Source organism: Paracoccus denitrificans, assembly GCF_900100045.1.
Lineage (GTDB): Bacteria > Pseudomonadota > Alphaproteobacteria > Rhodobacterales > Rhodobacteraceae > Paracoccus > Paracoccus denitrificans.
Window position 1 is genome coordinate 1 of record NZ_FNEA01000008.1, and the last position, 17,419, is coordinate 17,419.

The window sequence follows — 17,419 nt, forward strand, 5'->3', positions numbered from 1 at the left end:
ACACTAGGGCGTGTGGGGATTCATCGTGAGTTGATAACGGCTGCAGCGAGGTAGACCATTGCTTCGAAGCTCTGATCGGTTTTGCAGGCACGCATGGCGATGCGCTTGAACTCCTTCAGCTTGCAGAAGAAGTTCTCGATGAGGTGGCGCCAGGCGTAGATGTCGGGGTCGATCCTGAGTTTCTGCGCGCGGGCGGGGTGTTGTGAGATCACGATCCGAGCGCCGCGGTCGTTCAACTCGGCAACCAATGCATTGCTGTCGAAGGCCTTGTCGGCGATCAGCCCGTCGAAAGCGATCCCGTCGATCAGCGGCGGCACCTCGACGCTGTCGTAGCGCTGGCCCGGCATCAGACGGAAGCGCACGAGGTTGCCCAAGGCATCGGTGAGGGCCAGAATCTTGGTCGTCATGCCGCCTTTGGAGCGGCCAATGGCCTGGCTCTGAGTCCCCCCTTTGCGCCCTGACCATGACGGTGGACCTTGACGATCGTCGCATCGACCATGGCATATTCCAGGTCAGGCTCATCCGACAGCGCATCGAATATGCGCCTGAAAACATCGGCTTCCCGCCAATCTCGGAACCGCCGGAATGCCGTGTTCCAGTTGCCGAACCGCTCCGGCAGGTCGCGCCACGGACTGCCCGTGCGCACAATCCACAGCACCGCCTCCAGAAACAACCGGTTGTCTTTGCCGCTGCGTCCAGGGTCGCTTGGCTTACCCAGACAATGCGGCTCGATCTTCGCCCACTGGGCATCCGTCAGAACATCGCGATCCATCCGGAGGATGAATCACATCAACCCCCGTTTGTGAATCCCCACACGCCCTAGCACACAACATCAAGTAAGTGGTCGCATTGGTCGGCATCCGACATCTGATAGCGGCCATACCGGGATGATCAGGCGCAAGGACACCCAAAAATCGGCACGGGTCTTGCTGATACAGCACGAAACGCACAGCAGCCCCTGCCGATGTGCAAGCGACGCAGAGTTTTGCCACAACCCCGGCCCATACCAGCATCAGGGCCGACCAGGCATTCACCCGCCGGCACCTGAAATTGCGGGCTGCCCCCGGGAACCGCCGCAGCGACCGTTCAGACGATCGGTGCGAAACCTCCGGCCTGATGGTCGTACTGCTCCAGCATTCCCTCGGCGATATCGTGCAAGACGCCGTGCAGCGACAGGTTGCCCGATTCGACCGCCATCTTCACGAAGGGAAAGGTCATCAGGTTCTCGAGCGAAATCAGCACTGCCTGCCGTTCGAGTTCGCGAATCTGCTGCTCTGGCGGCAGCGGGGTCACGCGCTCATACCCCGGACGCAGGATGTCCATCCAGCGACCGACAAAGCTGGATTTCTCCTCAAGCTCGGGCGCATGGCCGGAACACATGGCATGGCATCCCTGCACGCCGCCGCAATTCGTATGCCCGACGACGACGATATGCGCGACCTTGAGCGTGTTCACCGCATATTCGACCGCGGCCGAGGTGCCGTGCTGCTCGCCATCCGGCGCATAGGGGGGGACCAGATTCGCGATGTTGCGATGAATGAAAAATTCGCCGGTATCCGCCCCGAAGATCGAGGTCACGTGCACGCGCGAATCACAGCACGCAATGACCATGGCGCGGGGGTGCTGGCCGTCATCGGCCAACCGGCGATACCAGACCCGATTCTCGACAAAGGCTGTGGCGCGCCAACCATGATAGCGCTGGACCAGATACTGCGGCAGTGGACGTGCTTCTCTCATTGCTTCCTCATCTACCGATCGAACGAGTGATAGCGGCTGAACCGATAAAGTTCGAGTGGTTTAGCGCAAGCCTCATAACCTTTTCTTGATGGATTGCTGCCAGTTTGCGCATCGGCGCGACAGGGCCCGACATGGGAGCAGGGATGACCAAGATTGCAGTTCTGGCCATGGACGAAACCGTCCGGATCGACGTGCAAAGGCTTGAGCAGATCATTCGTGAACTGGGTGAGCCGGCGGCGGCACAAGTCATCGGCGCAGCATTGGAACAGCTTGCGCTGGCGCTGCGCCGCACGGTCGCGGCCTCGCAGCGCGGCGATCTCGGGGCCATTGTCGCCAGTGCCGACCAGCTTTCGCGGCTGGCCTGGCAGGTCGGGCTGGTCACCCTGGCCGGGGTCGCCATCGATGTCGGTGCTTGCGCCGAACGCCGGGACCCCCCTGCCCTGGCCGCCACGGTCCGCCGGCTGGAACGGATCGGCAATCGCTCCCTGACCGAGTTGTGGGATCCGCCGGACGACCGCTGAGCGGATCGCGCCTTGCAGCCTCGCACCCGGGCGCTAGGGTGCCACAAAGGTCAAGAGATCACGAGCAAGCCGATGATTCCCGAATTCGCCGATTCCGATGCCCCCTCGCTTCCGCTCTGGCTGATCCGGCCGGGCGAAGCCGAGCCCGTCCTGCCGCCCGAAATCGGCCCCTTTGCGGCGAACTGGGCCAGGGCGCAGGGTTTCGCGGCCAAGCCGGGGCAGGTCTGCCTGCTGCCCTCGGCCGAGGGCGGGCTCGACGGGGCGCTGTTCGGCATCGGCCCCGAACCGGCGGCCGCGGATCGCCCGGCGCGCGAACGCTTTGCGCTGGCACGAGCGGCCGAGGCCCTGCCTGCCGGCAATTGGCACCTGGCAAATCGCCCGCAAGGTTTCGACCTGACGCAAGGCGCCCTGGGCTGGCTTTTCGCGCAATACCGCTTCGACCGCTACAAGCGGATCGAGGCACCGCGCGCCCGGATCGTCTGCCCCGACGGGCTGGATCGCGACCGGCTGATCGCCATGGCGGCAGGAGAGTATCTGGCGCGCGACCTGATCAACACCCCGGCCTCGGACATGGGGCCGGGCGAGTTGGAGCAGGCCGCCCGCGAACTGGCCCAGAGGCATGGCGCGGAAATCGAGGTGACTTGCGGCGACGATCTGCTCGCGCGGAATTTCCCCATGATCCACGCCGTCGGCCGGGCCGGTGCTCAGCCGCCCCGGCTGATCGACATCCGCTTCCCGGGCGAGGGGCCGCGGCTGACGCTGGTCGGCAAGGGGGTCTGCTTCGACACCGGCGGGCTGGACATCAAGCCGTCCGCCTCGATGGCGCTGATGAAAAAGGACATGGGCGGTGCTGCCAACGTGCTGGGACTGGCCGAGACCCTGGCCCGCCTGGGCCTGCACCGCGCCATGCAGCTGCGCATCCTGATCCCGGCGGTCGAAAATGCCATCTCCGCCAATGCCTTCCGCCCCGGCGACGTGCTGACCAGCCGCAAGGGCCTGACGGTCGAGGTCAACAACACCGATGCCGAGGGCCGGCTGGTGCTGGCCGACGCGCTGGCGCTGGCGGATGAGGAGGCGCCGGATCTGCTGGTCTCGATGGCGACGCTGACCGGCGCCGCCCGCGTCGCGCTTGGTCCCGAACTGCCGCCATTCTTCTGCGACGACGACGCGCTGGCCGCCACGATCCAGGGCGCAGGCCGGGCCCATGCCGACCCGGTCTGGCGCCTGCCCTTCTGGGAGCCTTACGAGGCGATGATCGAGCCCGCCATCGCCGATCTGGACAACGCACCCTCGGGCGGCTTCGCCGGGGCGATCACTGCGGCACTGTTCCTGCGCCGCTTTACCGGCCAGGCGCGGGCCTATGCGCATTTCGACATCTACGGCTGGCAGCCCAGCGCCGCACCGGGCCGGCCCAAGGGCGGCGCGGGCCAGGCCATGCGCGCCATCCTGCACGCCCTGCCGGAGATCCTGCGATGACGGCACCCGACCGCCGCCTGACGCCGGCGACCGAGCGTATTGCGCTGGACTGCCTGCGCGGCATCCTGCAGCGCCCGGCCTATACCCCCGGCCAGCCGGTGCGGCTGGCGGTGCCGCTGGCCGACCTGTGCCGTGCGCCCGGAGGCGCCCGCGACCGTCAGTTGAATTTCGGCGCGGATCTTGTGCTGCTGGAACAGGTGGATGGCTGGGCCTTCGTGCAGGCGGCGGCGGATGGCTATTGCGGCTGGGTCCGGGCCGAAGGGCTGGACGGGCAGATGCCCGCGATCACCCATCGCGTCAGCGCCCCCGCCACCCATGTCTATGCCGAGCCGAACATGAAGACGCCCGAGTCGATGCGCCTGTCGTTGGGTGCGCGGCTGTCGGTCATCGCCATGCAGGACGGTTTCGCCCGGCTGGCGCAGGGCGGCTGGGTGCCGGCCCAGCATATCTCGGACCGGCCCGAGCGCGATCCCGCCACGGTGGCCGAGCGTTTCCTGGGCACGCCTTATCTGTGGGGCGGCAACAGCCGCTGCGGCATCGACTGCTCGGGTCTGGCGCAGGCGGCGCTGGCGGCCTGCGCCGTGCCCTGCCCCGGCGACAGCGACCTGCAAGAGGCCGCCTTCGCCCCGGCCGACGACCGGGTCCGCCGCAACGACCTGCTGTTCTGGCCCGGCCATGTCGCCCTGGCGCTGGACGGCGAGCGCATGGTCCACGCCACTGCCTTCGCCATGGCGGTGATCGTCGAGCCTATCGCCCAGGCCATCGCCCGCATCGACGCCGCCGGGCAAGGGCCGTTTCGCGGCGCGCGGCGGCCCTCGCTTGCCGCGCAGGCCCGGTTTCCCTAGCCCCAAGCATAAGGAGGCACCTATGGTTCATCTCTGGGTCCGCACGGAAAGCCGCGCCAACGAACGGCGGGTCGGCATTACTCCTGCGGGTGTGCGCGAGTTGATCGCGCAGGGCTTCCACGTCACGGTCGAGGAAAGCCCGCATCGCATCCTGCCCATCGCCGATTACGCCGCAGCCGGGGCCGAGATCGCGCCCGAAGGCGCCTGGCCGGGTGCCCCGGCCGAGGCCGTCATCTTCGGCCTCAAGGAACTGCCCGAGGACGGCACGCCCCTGTCGCATCGCCACATCATGTTCGGCCATGCCTACAAGGGCCAGCCGGCCGGGCTGGCGCTGCTGCGCCGCTTTCGCGAAGGCGGCGGCACGCTTTACGATCTGGAATACCTGACCGACAGCGACGGCCGCAGGCTGGCGGCATTCGGCTATTGGGCCGGTTTCGCAGGGGCTGCGGTCACGCTGAAAGCCTGGGCGACGCAGCGACAGGGGGGCATCTGCGCGCCGGTCGCCGGCTGGCCATCGCAAGAGGCGATGCAGGACGAGTTGCGGGCCGAGCTGGACGCGACCGGCGCGCCGCGACCACATGCCATCGTGATCGGCGCGCTGGGACGGGTCGGCGGCGGTGCCTCGGACCTGCTGGCAGCAATGGGGGTGCGGGTCACGAAATGGGACATGGCCGAGACCGCCAGCGGCGGCCCGTTCCCCGAGATCCTGGCGCATGAACTGTTCATCAACTGCATCCTGGCCGGGCCACGAACCCCGGTCTTCGTGCCGCCCGAGGCGGTCGATCCCGGTCGGCGGCTGAGGGTGATCGGCGATGTCGCCTGCGATCCCTCCAGCGATTTCAACCCGGTCAAGGTCTATGACCGCGCGACCAACTGGGCCGAGCCGGTGATCCGCGTCGCCGATCATCCGCCGCTGGACGTGATGGCGATCGACAATCTGCCCTCGCTGCTGCCGCGCGAAAGCGCGCTGGACTATGCCGGGCAGCTGCTGCCGGTGCTGAAAGGCCTGGACCGCATCGACGAGGGGGCATGGGGCCGGGCGCGGGCGACCTTCCAGGACCACCTCTCGGCGCTGTGACGGCGCGGGAACGCAAGCGCCGGCAGGCGCGTTGAGGCGCGACCCTGCCAGACGGATGCGACCATGATGCCGCGACGCGCCCTTGCCGCCAGCCTTGCCCTGTGCCTCGCCGCCTTGCCGGCGCTGGCCGAGTTGAACGACCGGCCGCCGAATGCCAGGGGGCAGGAGCCGGCCTTTCCAGGCCAGACCCGCGCGGCCGAGATCGACCAGCAGATCCCCATCTCTCGGACGCCGCTGATCCGGGGGCTCGGCAATCCCTGGGGCATGGCGCTTCTGCCCGATGGCGGGCTGTTGATCACCGAACGCCCCGGCACGCTGCGGCTTTATCGCGACGGCCGGCTGTCCGAGCCGATCCGGGGCCTGCCCCGGGTCGATGCCCGCGGCCAGGGCGGGCTGCTGGACGTGGCGGTGGCGCCGGACTTCGCCAGCACCCGGCAGGTCTGGTTCAGCTTTTCCGAACCGCGCGGCAACGGGCGGAACGCCACCGCGGTCGGCACCGGGCGGCTGTCGGACGACGGCACCGCGCTGGAGGAAATGCGCGTGCTCTTCCGGCAGGAGCCGGCATGGGCCTCAACCCTGCATTTCGGCTCGCGCCTGGTCTTCGACCGGCAGGGCCGGCTGTTCGTCACCACCGGCGAGCGCTCGCGGCCAGAGCCACGGCAGTTGGCGCAGGATCTGAACACCCATCTGGGCAAGGTGCTGCGCATCGACCCCGCAACCGGGGCTCCCGCACCCGGCAACCCGTTCAGCGACGGCCAGGCCCGGCCCGAGATCTGGTCCTGGGGCCATCGCAACATCCAGGCGGCGGCGCTGGACGCGCAGGGCCGGCTGTGGACGGTCGAGCACGGCCCGCAGGGCGGCGACGAACTCAACCGCCCCGAGCCAGGGCGCAATTACGGCTGGCCGGTCATCACCTATGGCCAGGATTACAGCGGCGCCCCCATCGGCCAGGGCATCACCAGCCGCGAAGGCATGGAGCAGCCGGTCTATTACTGGGATCCGGTGATCGCGCCCAGCGGCATGCTGTTCTATGACGGCGCGATGTTCCCGGAGCTTCGGGGCGATGCGCTGATCGGTGGCTTGCAGGCCGGGGCGGTGGTGCGGCTGCGGATCGAGGGCGACCGCGTGACCGGAGAGCAGCGCCTGGTCGAGGGCATCGGCCGGGTGCGCGACATCGAACTGGCGCCGGATGGTGCACTGCTGATCCTGACCGATGCCGGAGAGCTGATCCGGCTGGCGCGCGGCTGACGGCGGGATACTCGCCTCCGAAGCATGGGGGCAGGCCCGGTCGCCGATGCCCGGTCCCGATCACGGCGTTGGACCCAAAGCCTGGCATCGACCCGACGACCCCGGCATGATCCGCCGAGAGCCGGGAACCTGCGCTTGCTTCCGCAGGCTCGAACAGAACGGTTGCCGATCCGGTTCGGGCGGCTAGACGGGGCGCTGCAACTCGTCCTCGACCTCTTCGGGCGAAATGCCCAGTGCCTCCATCCCCGCTTCCAGGTAATCGGCCAGTTGCGGCTCACCCATCAGGTAGTCCTCGGTCGGGGAGCTGCGCTCGGCCTTGGCGGTCTCGATCGCCTCGTCCAGATCCTCGGGGCCGAAGGTATCGCGGCCGATCCACATCACCGCGACAAGGCTGGCCTGTTCGTCCTCGTTCAGGCTGGCGATGAATTCGGCAAGTTCGGTCTGGGTGCCATGGCCCTTGCGATGCCCGCTATGCGCCCAGGCGTTCACGCCGCTGTCGTATTCGCGGGCGCGAATGACGACATGGGCGATCTTTTCGGGACTGATTTCCAGCATGACGGCTCCTCCGGGATCTGTCCATTTGTCGCCCCGACGGGCGCCCGGGTCAATCGGGATCGAAGCGATAGCCGAAGCGGGCGATGTCCTCGGCCGCGGCGCGTGCGACGATGCCGGCGGTTTCGGCGTCATAGGCCAGGCGCCAGTCCCCATGCTCCGAGCGGTTCTCATGCGGCAGCGGGTGCAGGGAAAAGCCCAGCCGAGCCTCGAGCTGCGGCAGGTCGGCGCCCAGATGTTCCAGCCGCAGGCAAAGCGCCGCGCGCTCTCCCTGCGGGCCGGTCAGGTAATGCCGGGCCGGAACCGCCAGTTGCGCCTGCGTCATCGGGTCGCGCAGGAAATCGGCAAAGCCGGCCGCCTTGGCCAGCCGCACCGAGGGATGCGCAAAGCCCTGACCGCGCAGCCAGGAATAATAGCTCAGCGCCCGCGCCCAGGGATTCCGCACCAGGGTAAAGACCAGATAGTCGGCCAGGGCGGCCGCATCGACCAGCCCCTGGATATCGGCCAGCGTCGAATGTTTCCACAACCGCCCGCGCGCGGCCACGCCCCTGACCCGGCGGCGGCGGTTGCGGCCCTTGGGCGTGTCGGACAGGATGATGTCATCCTTGCCCACCCGCGCCTCCAGCGCCATCGTCAAAGAGGTGCCGCCGGTTTTCGGAATATGGACAAAGACATAGCGGTGCCGGTGCGAGATGATCATCGCCCGAAAAGCCGCTCGATATCCGCCAGCTTCAGCTCGATCCAGGTCGGTCGGCCGTGATTGCACTGGCCGGATTTCGGCACGCGCTCCATCTCGCGCAAAAGCGCGTTCATCTCGTCCGCCGACATGCGCCGGCCCGAGCGCACCGAGCCGTGGCAGGCCATCGAGGACAGCACCGCATCGACCCGCGCCCGCAGCCGGTCCGATGCGCCCTGATCGGCCAGGTCGTCCAGGATGTCGCGGATCAGGGCCGCAGCGTTCAGGCGCTGGATCAGCGCCGGCACCTCGCGCACCGCCACGGCGCCGCCGCCAAAGGGCTCGATCACCAGCCCCAGCGCCGCCAGTTCCCCGGCAATGGCAAGGATGCGATGGGCGTCGGCTTCGGACAGTTCGACGATCTCGGGGATCAGCAGGGCCTGGCTGGCGATACCGGTGGCATCAAGCTGGGCCTTCAGCCGCTCATAGACCAGCCGCTCATGCGCGGCATGCTGGTCGACGATGACGATGCCGTCGGCGGTCTGGGCGACGATCCAGTTCTCGTGCAGCTGCGCGCGGGCGGCGCCCAGCGGCGCCTGGGTGGGTTCGGGCAGGGCCTCGGGTTGCGGTTCGACCCGCGCGGTGGGCGCCTCGGCAAAGCCCGGCGCCTGAAAGGCCAGGCTGGCGGCGATGGCCGGGGCCGAGGGGCGGGCGGGGGCGTAGCTCGCCTGATAGCGGCGCGGCTGTTCGGAAGCGGGCTCGGGCCGCGCCGCCCCCAGCGCCGCCATCGCCACGGTCGAGGAGGCGCGATGCCCCGCCCCCGCCAGCGCATGGCGCAAGGCGCTGACCACCAGCCCGCGGGCAATGTCGGGCTCGCGGAAACGGACTTCGGCCTTGGCCGGATGCACGTTCACATCGACCTGATGCGGATCGCAGGTCAGAAACAGCACCGCCGCCGGATGCCGGCCCGAGGCGAGCACGTCCATATAGCCCGCCCGCAGCGCCCCGGTCAGCAGCTTGTCGCGGACCGGGCGGCCGTTGACATAAAGATGCTGCGCCACCGCCGCACCGCGCGAATAGGTCGGCAGGGCGGCAAAGCCGGTCAGGGTGATGCCGTCGCGCGTCGCGTCTACGGCCAACGCATTGTCGATGAAATCGCGGCCCATGACGCGGGCCAGCCGGGTCTGCAGCGCGCCGAACAGCTCACCCTGCTCGGCATCGGCGCGGAACAGCACGCGGCCCTCGTCCTCGTCCGAGAGCGTGAAGCCGACATAGGGCTCGGCCATGGCGAGGCGGCGGATCACCTCGGCCACCGCCTGGGTCTCGGCCCGGTCCGAGCGCAGGAACTTCAGCCGTGCCGGCGTGGCAAAGAACAGGTCGCGCAGTTCCACCACCGTGCCGCGATTGCCCGCCGCAGGCTTGACCGGGCCGATGCGCCCGCCCGCAACCGCGATCTGCGCGCCGTCGAAACCGGCGGCGCGGCTGGTGATAGACAGCCGGCCCACGGCGCCCAGGCTGGGCAAAGCCTCGCCGCGAAAGCCGAAGCTGCGGATGTCCAGAAGGTCGCTGCCGTCGATCTTGCTGGTCGCGTGCCGGGCCAGCGCCAGCGGCAGATCCTCGGCCGTCATGCCGCAGCCGTCGTCGCTGACCCGGATCAGCGCCTTGCCGCCCTTGGCGATTGCGACCTCGATGCGCGAGGCGCCGGCGTCCAGCGCATTCTCGACCAGTTCCTTGACCGCCGAGGCCGGGCGCTCGACCACTTCGCCGGCGGCGATGCGGTTGGCGGCGGCCTCGTCCAATTGCCGGATAATCGGGCGCATCTTGGGGGCATGAGTGTTCATGCCCCCAGATCTAGCATTTCCCGGCGCTCCGGGAAAGGATTCGTCAGTTCGTCGCGTCGACGCCTTCCGGCCGGCCGACCAGCACGAAGCGGATCTGGTCGGAATGCAGCAGGCGCTGCGCCACGCGCTGCACGTCCTCGGCCGTCACCGCCTCGATCTTGCCGTTGCGGGTGTTGACATAATCCGCCGGCAGGCCGATCAGCTGCATCCCGGCCAGGATGCCGGCGATCTTGCCGTTGCCGTCGAAGCGCAGCGCATATTCGCCGGTCAGATAGGTCTTGGCGTCGGCCAGTTCCTTTTCCGTCACGCCCCCCTCGGCGAAACGGTCCCATTCGCTGCGGATCAGGCCGACCGCCTCGGCCACCTTATCGTTGGCGCTGGCCATGCCGCCCTGCCAGGTCTCGCCATAGACGCCGTTCGCAAGGCCCGTGCGCACGCCATAGGTCAGCCCGCGCTTCTCGCGGATCTCGTCCATCAGCCGCGACGAAAAGCCGCCGCCGCCCAGGATGTGATCGGCGACATAGGCGGCAAAGTAATCCGGGTCGGACATGGGCAGGCCGGGCTGGGCAAAACTGACCACCGTTTGCGGGCTGTCCCAGTCGATCATCGTCACCCCGCCGGTCAGTTCCAGCGCGGCCTTTTCCGGCAGCGGCGCCAAGCCCTGCTCGGGCAGCCCACCCAGCACCTTGTCGAGCAACTTGCCCAGGTCCTCGGCGGTGATGTCGCCTGCTGCCGCCACCACCACGCGGTCGCGGGCCAGAATGCGATCCTTGGCCGCGGCCAGATCCTCGCGGGTCAACGCCGCGACAGAATCCCGCGTGCCGTTGATCGAGGTGGCATAGGGATGCTCGCCCCAGGCCAGCCGCGCCAGTTCCTTGCTGGCGATGGCGTTGGGATCGGTCGCCTCGGAGCGGATCACCGCCTGCAACTGGGCCCGCACCCGCTCGACGGCATCCGGGTCGAAGCGCGGCTCGGCCAGCGCCTGGCGCAACAGTTCGGCCGCCTCGTCGCGGTTCTCGGTCAACATGCGGGCGCTCACGATCAGCGCGTCGTCGCCCACGTCGAAACGGTTCTGCGCCCCCAGCGCCTCGACCGCCTCGGCATATTGCACCGAATCCATCTGACCCGAGCCTTCCTCCAGCAGCGCCGTCATCAGGCTCATCTCGCCGCGCTTGCCGGGCGCATCGAGGCTGGCGCCGCCCTTGAACATCAGCGAAAGCGCGGTGAAGGGGATCGAGTGATCCTCGACCAGCCAGGCCCTGATGCCGCCGGGCGAGGTGATCTGCTGGATCTCGATGGCGCGGGCAGGCAGGCTGGCCAGCAGGACGAAGACAAGGGTGGCAAGAGTGCGGATCATTCGGCTTCTCCCGGGTTGGCGGCATCGGCAGAGACGGGTTGCGGGGCCGCGGGAACAGGCTGGGCCCCGGCCTCGACTTGCGCATCCGGGGGCGGCAGAAGCCAGCCGGTGACGCTGCCCTTGCTCTCCAGCACCAGTTTCGCGGCGGCGCGGATATCCTCGGGCGTGACGGCGGCCAGGATGTCGGGCCAGTCGTTCACGTCCTCGACGGTCAGGCCGGTGGCAAGGCCCTGGCCATAGTCATAGGCCCGGCCATGCGCCGAATCCTGGGCATAGATGCGGGCGGCGCGGATCCGGGTCTTGACCCGTTCCAGCTGCGCCGGGTCGGGACCGTCGGACAGGAATTTCGCCAGCGCCGCGTCCAGCGCCGCCTCGGCCTCGGCATTCGACACGCCCGGCGCCGGCACCATCGAGATGCCGAAGGTCGTCGGATCGACCGAGAACCCGTCATAGGAGGCGTTGACGTAAAGCGCCTTGCCGGTCAGCACCAGATCCCGCGCCAGGACCGAGGTCTGCGCCGAACCCGCCAGCAGGTCGGCCATCACGGTCAGCGCTGCAGCGGTCTGCTGCTCGCCCCGGTTGCGTTCGGGTGCGATCACGGTGCGGATCATCACCGGCTGGGCGACGCGGGCATCCACCCGCTCCATCCGCCGGGGCGAACGCTGGATCGGCTCCTGCGGGCGCGGCTTGCGGGTCGCATCGGGCTTGGGCGGGACGGGACCGTAATATTCTTCGGCCAGTTCGCGCACCTGATCGGGCGTCACGTCGCCGGCGATGACCAGAACGGCGGCGTTCGGGGCGTAATGCGCGTCATACCAGGCGATGGCGTCCTCGCGCGTCAGCCCCTCCATCTCCTGCCGCCAGCCGATCACCGGGCGGCCGTAAGGGTGGTTGTAGAACTGCACCGCGCTGCGCTCTTCCGAGAATTGCGCACCGGGGTCGCTGTCGGTGCGCTGCGAGCGCTCCTCCAGCACCACCTGCCGCTCGGCCTGCCAGTCATCCTCGCCGATCTTCAGATTGGCCATGCGGTCGGCCTCCATTTCCATGATCAGCGGCAGCCGGTCGCTGGCGATACGCTGGAAATAGGTGGTGAAGTCATAGCTGGTAAAGGCATTGTCCCGGCCGCCATTGGCGGTCACGGTCTTGGACAGCTCGCCCGGTCCCAGCTTGTCGGTGCCCTTGAACATCAGGTGTTCCAGGTAATGCGCGATGCCCGACTTGCCCGGCTGCTCGTCGGCCGAGCCGATGCGATACCACAGCATCTGCACGACGACCGGGGCGCGGTGATCCTCGATCACCACGGCCTCAAGTCCGTTTTCCAGGGTGAAATGGCTGATCCCCTTGGGCATTTCGGCCAGCGCGGGGGATGCGGCCAGCAGCAGCGCAACGGGCGCAAGGCGGGTCAGGATGGTCATGGCAGGCTCCGGTTCCGGGTTGCGCCCCGAACCTGCCCGCGCGGACGGGCGCGCGCAAGCCTGCCGCCCCTCATCTCGGCGTGATCGGCGCGCGAGGCGCCTAGTCCTCGCGCAGGATCGGCACCCGGTCGTGGACGCTGGGCGGGGCGACTTCGCCCCCCTGGCTCAGGCCGCGGGGCGGTGCCGCGGGCAGTTGCACGCCGGTCGGGCGCCAGCGCTCCAGTTCCGACCAGCTGTCCAGCGTCATCGGATCGTAGGCGCGATAATAGACATTGGTCCGCGCCAGCACCTCGAGCGCGCGGCGGGAATGGCGGCTGCGCCAGGCAAGATCCTCTTGCGCGGTGGTCTGGCGGATCGCCGGGTCGCGACCCAGGCGCGAGGCATGAGCGATCAGCGCCGCATCCGCAACACCGACGCCCTGCACGGAAAGCTGGCCCGGATTGCCGCCCAGCGCCGCCACGGCATCGGCATGGGGCGTCGGATCGGTGATGTTCGCACCGCCCGGCGTCGGCGTGGGCAGCACGTTCAGGTCGGCGGGCATCTGCAAGGGCTTGGTCGGCAGGATCGAGAACTCGTCCGGGCTGGAGCGGCCGGCGCTGGTGTTCATCAGATGCGGATCGCTGCTGCAAGCGGCCAGCAGCAGCGTGGTCATGGTCAGCGCGATCGCCCGCATCTTCCGTCCCTCTTGTTCGTCCGGCCCGTTCTTAGCGCGTATTGCCGGCCTCGTCACGGGTCTTGTCGTCCAGCGCCAGCTCGCCCTGCCCCTCGGGCTCCGACGGGGCGTCGGGCGCGCGGGATTTCGCCGGGCGCGGCCTGGCAGACGTCTTGCGCCTTTTCGCCGCCGGCTTCTTTTCCGGCGGCAGCAGCACCAGCCCCATCGCGCCCAGGAAGATCGCGATGTCGGCCACGTTGAAGCTGTAGGGGTTGCGCCAGCCCGGCAGCGACATGTTCAGGAAGTCCGCGACCGCGCCATAGGTCAGCCGGTCCACGACGTTGCCCAGCGCCCCGCCGATCAGCAACCCGGCCGAAACCTGCGCAAACCGCGAGGGCTTGGCCCGCCCGATCCAGATCCCGACCCAAAGGCAGACGGCCAGCGCGATCCCGATCAGCACCCAGCGCATCACCTCGACATCGCTGGCGAACAGGCCGAAGTTCATGCCCTGGTTCCAGGCCATGCGCAGGTTCAGCCAGGGGTCGATCACGTCGATCTCGCGCAGCTGGTCCAGCCGCAGCACATGCACGACCAGGTATTTCAGCGCCTGGTCCAGCAGAAAGACCAATCCCGCCACCAGCGAGACATTGCGCCAGACACGCGGCGGCGGCTTTTTCGAGCGCCGCTTCCGGGCCGCCGGGCTTTTCCGCGGCTTGGGGGTCGCGGTCTCGGCCATCAGTGACGGAAATGCCGCTGGCCGGTGAAGACCATGGCCAGGCCAAGCCGGTCGGCGGCCTCGATCACCTCGGCGTCGCGCATCGAGCCGCCGGGCTGGATCACCGCCCGCGCGCCCGCCGCCGCCAGCGCCTCGACCCCGTCCGCGAAGGGGAAGAAGGCGTCAGAGGCCACCGAGGAACCGATGGTCAGCGCCTGCGCGAGGCCCAGCGCCTCGGCCATGTCCTCGGACTTGCGCTTGCCGATGCGGGTCGAATCGACGCGGCTCATCTGGCCGGCGCCGATGCCGACGGTCGCCAGGTCGCGGGCATAGACGATGGCGTTCGACTTCACATGCTTGGCCACGGTCCAGGCGAAAAGCAGGTCGGCCAGTTCCTGATCGGTCGGCTGGCGCTTGGTCACCACCTTCAGGTCGGCGCGCAGGATGCGGCCGTTGTCGCGGCCCTGCACCAGAAAGCCGCCCGCGACCTGGCGGAAGGCCAGGCCCGGCGCGGCCGGATCGGGCAGCCCGCCGGTGGTCAGCAGGCGCAGGTTCTTCTTGGCGGCGAAGATTTCCTTCGCCTCGTCGGTGGCGTCGGGGGCGATGACCACCTCGGTAAAGATCTCGGTGATCGCCTGCGCCGTCTCGCCGTCGAGCGTGGTGTTCAGCGCGATGATGCCGCCAAAGGCCGAGGTGCGGTCGCAGTCGAAGGCGCGCAGGTAGGCATCGACGGCGCTGTCGCCCCGCGCGACGCCGCAGGGGTTGGCGTGCTTGATGATCGCCACCGCCGGGCCTTCGGCCGGGTCGAACTCGGCCACCAGTTCGAAAGCCGCGTCGGTGTCGTTGATGTTGTTGTAGGAAAGCTCCTTGCCCTGCCATTGCCGCGCGGTGGCGACGCCCGGGCGATCCGAGCCGTCCCTGTAGAAGGCGGCGGACTGGTGCGGGTTCTCGCCATAGCGCAGGCTTTGCGCGAGCTGGCCCGAAAAGCTGCGGCGGCGCGGGGTCTCTTCGCCGATCGCACCCGCCATCCAGGTCGAGACCGCGGCGTCATAGGCGGCCGTCCTTGCATAGGCGATCTGCGCCTGCCGCTGGCGGAAGGCCAGGCCGGTGCGGTCGTCGTTGGCGTCAAGCTCGGCCAGCACGGCGGCGTAATCCTGGACATCGACCACGACCGTCACGAAGGCGTGGTTCTTGGCGGCAGCGCGGATCATCGCCGGGCCGCCGATGTCGATGTTCTCGATACAGTCGTCATAGGCGGCGCCCTTGGCCACCGTCGCCTCGAACGGATAAAGGTTCACGACCAGCAGGTCGATCATGCCGATCCTGTGCGATTTCGCAGCCGCCATGTGCTCGTCATTGTCGCGCAGCGCCAGAAGGCCGCCATGCACCACCGGGTGGAGCGTCTTGACGCGGCCGTCCATCATCTCGGGAAAGCCGGTCACGTCGGCAACGTCCACCACGCTCAGCCCCGCCTCGCGCAGCGTCTTGGCCGTGCCGCCGGTGGACAGGATCTCGACGCCCCGCGCGGAAAGCGCCCGCGCGAAATCGACCAGCCCGGTCTTGTCGGAAACGGAAATCAGCGCGCGCTTCAGCGGAATGCGGTCGGTCATCGGTCGGTGCCCCGTGGGATGGATGGCGGATTTGGCCCGTCACCTACCCTCGGAACGCGCCAAGGTCCAGCCGATCTGGATGGCCCGGCCCAGCAGATGGGCGGAAATCACCATCTGGCGCGAGGGACGAGGCTCGGCCAGGGCACGGTCTAGCAGGCAGGACGCCTCCAGCCGCAACTGCCCCACCCCGTCATGGGCGAACAGCCATTCTTCGCCATTGGGCAGGGTCAGATGCACCTCATGCCCCTGCTGGCGGGCCTCGATCTCGGGGTGCAGGTGGAAGCGGATGTCGAAGGCCAGCCCCTCTTCGGGGCGGACCTGGTCCAGCCGGGCCTGCGCGCTGGCATCCAGCGCCGCCAGCGAATCCTCGCCGCGCAACCCCATGCCGTCGGGATCCAGCCAAAGCTCGCGCAGGTGGGTCAGCCCGTGGCTGGCCAGCCAACCGTCATGGCCGGCCAGCAGATGCGCGGATTCGGGCGAATGCGCCGGACCGCAATCCGGGGCGGTCAGGTTGCCCAGCGCATCGCAATCGCCGGCCCAGACCAGATCGGGACGTTCGGTCAGGATGTCGGGCTCGCCCTCCTGCCGGTTCGGGTTCAGCCGCGACGAGGACAGGCCGGCAAGGCACAACGCCGAATGGCAGGGCGTGGCGCGGCTGGCCCGGGCCCAAAGCGGGCCGAAGCCGTCGCCGGGGCCGCAATTCACGATCAGGGGCTGGCGCGCCACGGTCAGCTCGAAGGCCAGCGTCGAGGCATGGGCGCGCACCGCCGCCGGACCGCCCGGGGGCGGCGCGGCATCCAGGATCAGCGTCGTGCGCGCCCGCGCCATGCGGGCAAAGCCCATGGCAAGCCCGTGCGCAGGCAGCGCCGCGCCCTCGGCCGCGCGCAGGCAGCGGTCCAGCCGGCCTGCCGCGCCGCGCCCGCCGCCGTGGAAGGCGGGCAGCGCCCCGTCGGCATGGCGCAGCGCCCGCAGGATCGGCGCGATCTCGGCGATGGTGGCGCGCAGCTCGGACGGGCAGTCCAGCCCCACCTCCTCGGCCACCTCCTGCGCCCAGACCAGCAGCGCCATGGCCTCCAGCAGCGTTTCGGGCGAGCGCGCCTCGGACAGGGTGGCGACGCCCATGGCATCGGCCTCTTCGGCCAGGGCGATCAGGGCCGGCTGCGCCATGGCCTGGCGGTCGCGCAGCGACATGGCGCCGACGGCCAGCCCCGCCAGCGCTTCGAGCCGGCAGATCCCGTCCACGCTGTCATACCAGCTGTCGCGCAAATGGATCAGGTGCTGGTCGAGGGCGCGGAAATAGGGCTCGGCCCCGTCGCGGTCCAGGCCCGGCAGGATCATCCCGGCATGGAAGATCCACCGCAAGAGCCGCCGCCCCGTGACCTCGGGCACCCATTCCGGCGTCTCGGGCTGCGGCTGGCGGTGCCGGCGCAGCCAGCGCAGCACATGGTCCTGGGCGATGGCGCGGGCGCGGGGCGTGCCCACGGCCGCAAGGTCGTCGAGCCAGCCGAAGCCGTGCAACTCGGCCGCGACGCTGGCCGGCAGGTCGGCGGCGAAGAAATCGCCGGAAAGCGTGATGCCGCCCAGGTGCAGCGCACCGCCGACGATCTGCTCGCCGCGACCGGGATGGCCGATGGCCTTGGGTTCGGGGCGGCGCAGAAACCCCCTGGGCGCGACGGAGCTATCGGTCATGGGCAAC

The 17,419-nt window shown here is 69.0% G+C and carries 16 protein-coding genes; 5 read left to right on the forward strand and 11 right to left on the reverse strand.

What is annotated here, in order from left to right; translation table 11 throughout:
• Positions 1-20: 20 nt before the first annotated feature.
• Positions 21-772 (reverse strand): IS5 family transposase gene (locus BLT64_RS25995; RefSeq protein WP_086000141.1). Its coding sequence is split into 2 segments (ribosomal slippage): positions 21-451 and positions 451-772, totalling 753 coding nucleotides; the frame shifts between segments, so codons are not numbered across the junction.
• A gap of 314 nt (positions 773-1,086) precedes the next feature.
• Positions 1,087-1,737 (reverse strand): carbonic anhydrase, encoded by a 651-nt coding sequence (locus tag BLT64_RS08205; RefSeq protein ID WP_011748980.1) that lies wholly within the window; start codon positions 1,735-1,737, stop codon positions 1,087-1,089.
• 143 nt (positions 1,738-1,880) lie between these two features.
• On the opposite strand from BLT64_RS08205, the gene BLT64_RS08210 reads away from it, so the two are divergent.
• From BLT64_RS08210 to BLT64_RS08230, 5 genes are all read left to right on the forward strand, one after another.
• Positions 1,881-2,258: a hypothetical protein gene (locus tag BLT64_RS08210; RefSeq protein ID WP_041530300.1), complete on the forward strand. Its 378-nt coding sequence runs from the start codon at positions 1,881-1,883 to the stop codon at positions 2,256-2,258.
• A 72-nt stretch (positions 2,259-2,330) separates the two neighbouring features.
• On the forward strand, positions 2,331-3,734 hold the full coding sequence (locus BLT64_RS08215; protein WP_011748982.1) for a leucyl aminopeptidase family protein: 1,404 nt from the start codon (positions 2,331-2,333) through the stop codon (positions 3,732-3,734).
• Positions 3,731-4,579: a C40 family peptidase gene (locus BLT64_RS08220; RefSeq protein ID WP_011748983.1), complete on the forward strand. Its 849-nt coding sequence runs from the start codon at positions 3,731-3,733 to the stop codon at positions 4,577-4,579. The genes BLT64_RS08215 and BLT64_RS08220 overlap by 4 nt, the downstream gene beginning before the upstream one ends.
• A gap of 22 nt (positions 4,580-4,601) precedes the next feature.
• The gene (locus BLT64_RS08225; protein WP_011748984.1) at positions 4,602-5,657 is read left to right on the forward strand and encodes a saccharopine dehydrogenase; all 1,056 of its coding nucleotides are present in this window, start codon (positions 4,602-4,604) and stop codon (positions 5,655-5,657) included.
• A gap of 63 nt (positions 5,658-5,720) precedes the next feature.
• The gene (locus BLT64_RS08230; protein ID WP_011748985.1) at positions 5,721-6,905 is read left to right on the forward strand and encodes a PQQ-dependent sugar dehydrogenase; all 1,185 of its coding nucleotides are present in this window, start codon (positions 5,721-5,723) and stop codon (positions 6,903-6,905) included.
• 183 nt (positions 6,906-7,088) lie between these two features.
• On the opposite strand, the gene BLT64_RS08235 is transcribed toward BLT64_RS08230, so the two are convergent.
• The 9 genes from BLT64_RS08235 to BLT64_RS08275 all read right to left on the reverse strand — a co-directional run bounded on the left by BLT64_RS08235 (position 7,089) and on the right by BLT64_RS08275 (position 17,412).
• Positions 7,089-7,460, reverse strand: a complete 372-nt coding sequence (locus BLT64_RS08235; RefSeq protein ID WP_011748986.1) for a DUF3775 domain-containing protein — start codon at positions 7,458-7,460, stop codon at positions 7,089-7,091.
• A 49-nt stretch (positions 7,461-7,509) separates the two neighbouring features.
• Positions 7,510-8,157, reverse strand: a complete 648-nt coding sequence (locus BLT64_RS08240) for a sulfotransferase family 2 domain-containing protein (RefSeq protein WP_011748987.1) — start codon at positions 8,155-8,157, stop codon at positions 7,510-7,512.
• Positions 8,154-9,974, reverse strand: coding sequence for a DNA mismatch repair endonuclease MutL (mutL, locus tag BLT64_RS08245; protein WP_011748988.1), 1,821 nt, complete (start codon positions 9,972-9,974; stop codon positions 8,154-8,156). Before mutL ends, BLT64_RS08240 begins: the two co-directional genes overlap by 4 nt.
• 43 nt (positions 9,975-10,017) lie before the next feature.
• The gene (locus BLT64_RS08250; protein ID WP_011748989.1) at positions 10,018-11,331 is read right to left on the reverse strand and encodes a M16 family metallopeptidase; all 1,314 of its coding nucleotides are present in this window, start codon (positions 11,329-11,331) and stop codon (positions 10,018-10,020) included.
• Positions 11,328-12,746 (reverse strand): M16 family metallopeptidase, encoded by a 1,419-nt coding sequence (locus BLT64_RS08255; protein WP_011748990.1) that lies wholly within the window; start codon positions 12,744-12,746, stop codon positions 11,328-11,330. Before BLT64_RS08255 ends, BLT64_RS08250 begins: the two co-directional genes overlap by 4 nt.
• Positions 12,747-12,846: 100 nt before the next feature.
• Positions 12,847-13,419, reverse strand: coding sequence for a DUF3035 domain-containing protein (locus tag BLT64_RS08260; protein ID WP_011748991.1), 573 nt, complete (start codon positions 13,417-13,419; stop codon positions 12,847-12,849).
• A 31-nt stretch (positions 13,420-13,450) separates the two neighbouring features.
• Complete coding sequence (gene lspA / locus BLT64_RS08265; RefSeq protein ID WP_011748992.1) at positions 13,451-14,134, reverse strand: signal peptidase II; 684 nt, start codon at positions 14,132-14,134, stop codon at positions 13,451-13,453.
• Positions 14,134-15,723, reverse strand: coding sequence for a bifunctional phosphoribosylaminoimidazolecarboxamide formyltransferase/IMP cyclohydrolase (purH, locus tag BLT64_RS08270; RefSeq protein ID WP_011748993.1), 1,590 nt, complete (start codon positions 15,721-15,723; stop codon positions 14,134-14,136). Before purH ends, lspA begins: the two co-directional genes overlap by 1 nt.
• 39 nt (positions 15,724-15,762) lie before the next feature.
• Positions 15,763-17,412 carry a heparinase II/III family protein gene (locus tag BLT64_RS08275; RefSeq protein WP_011748994.1) on the reverse strand — a complete coding sequence of 550 codons (1,650 nt, stop codon included), beginning with the start codon at positions 17,410-17,412 and terminating at the stop codon, positions 15,763-15,765.
• Positions 17,413-17,419: the final 7 nt, after the last annotated feature.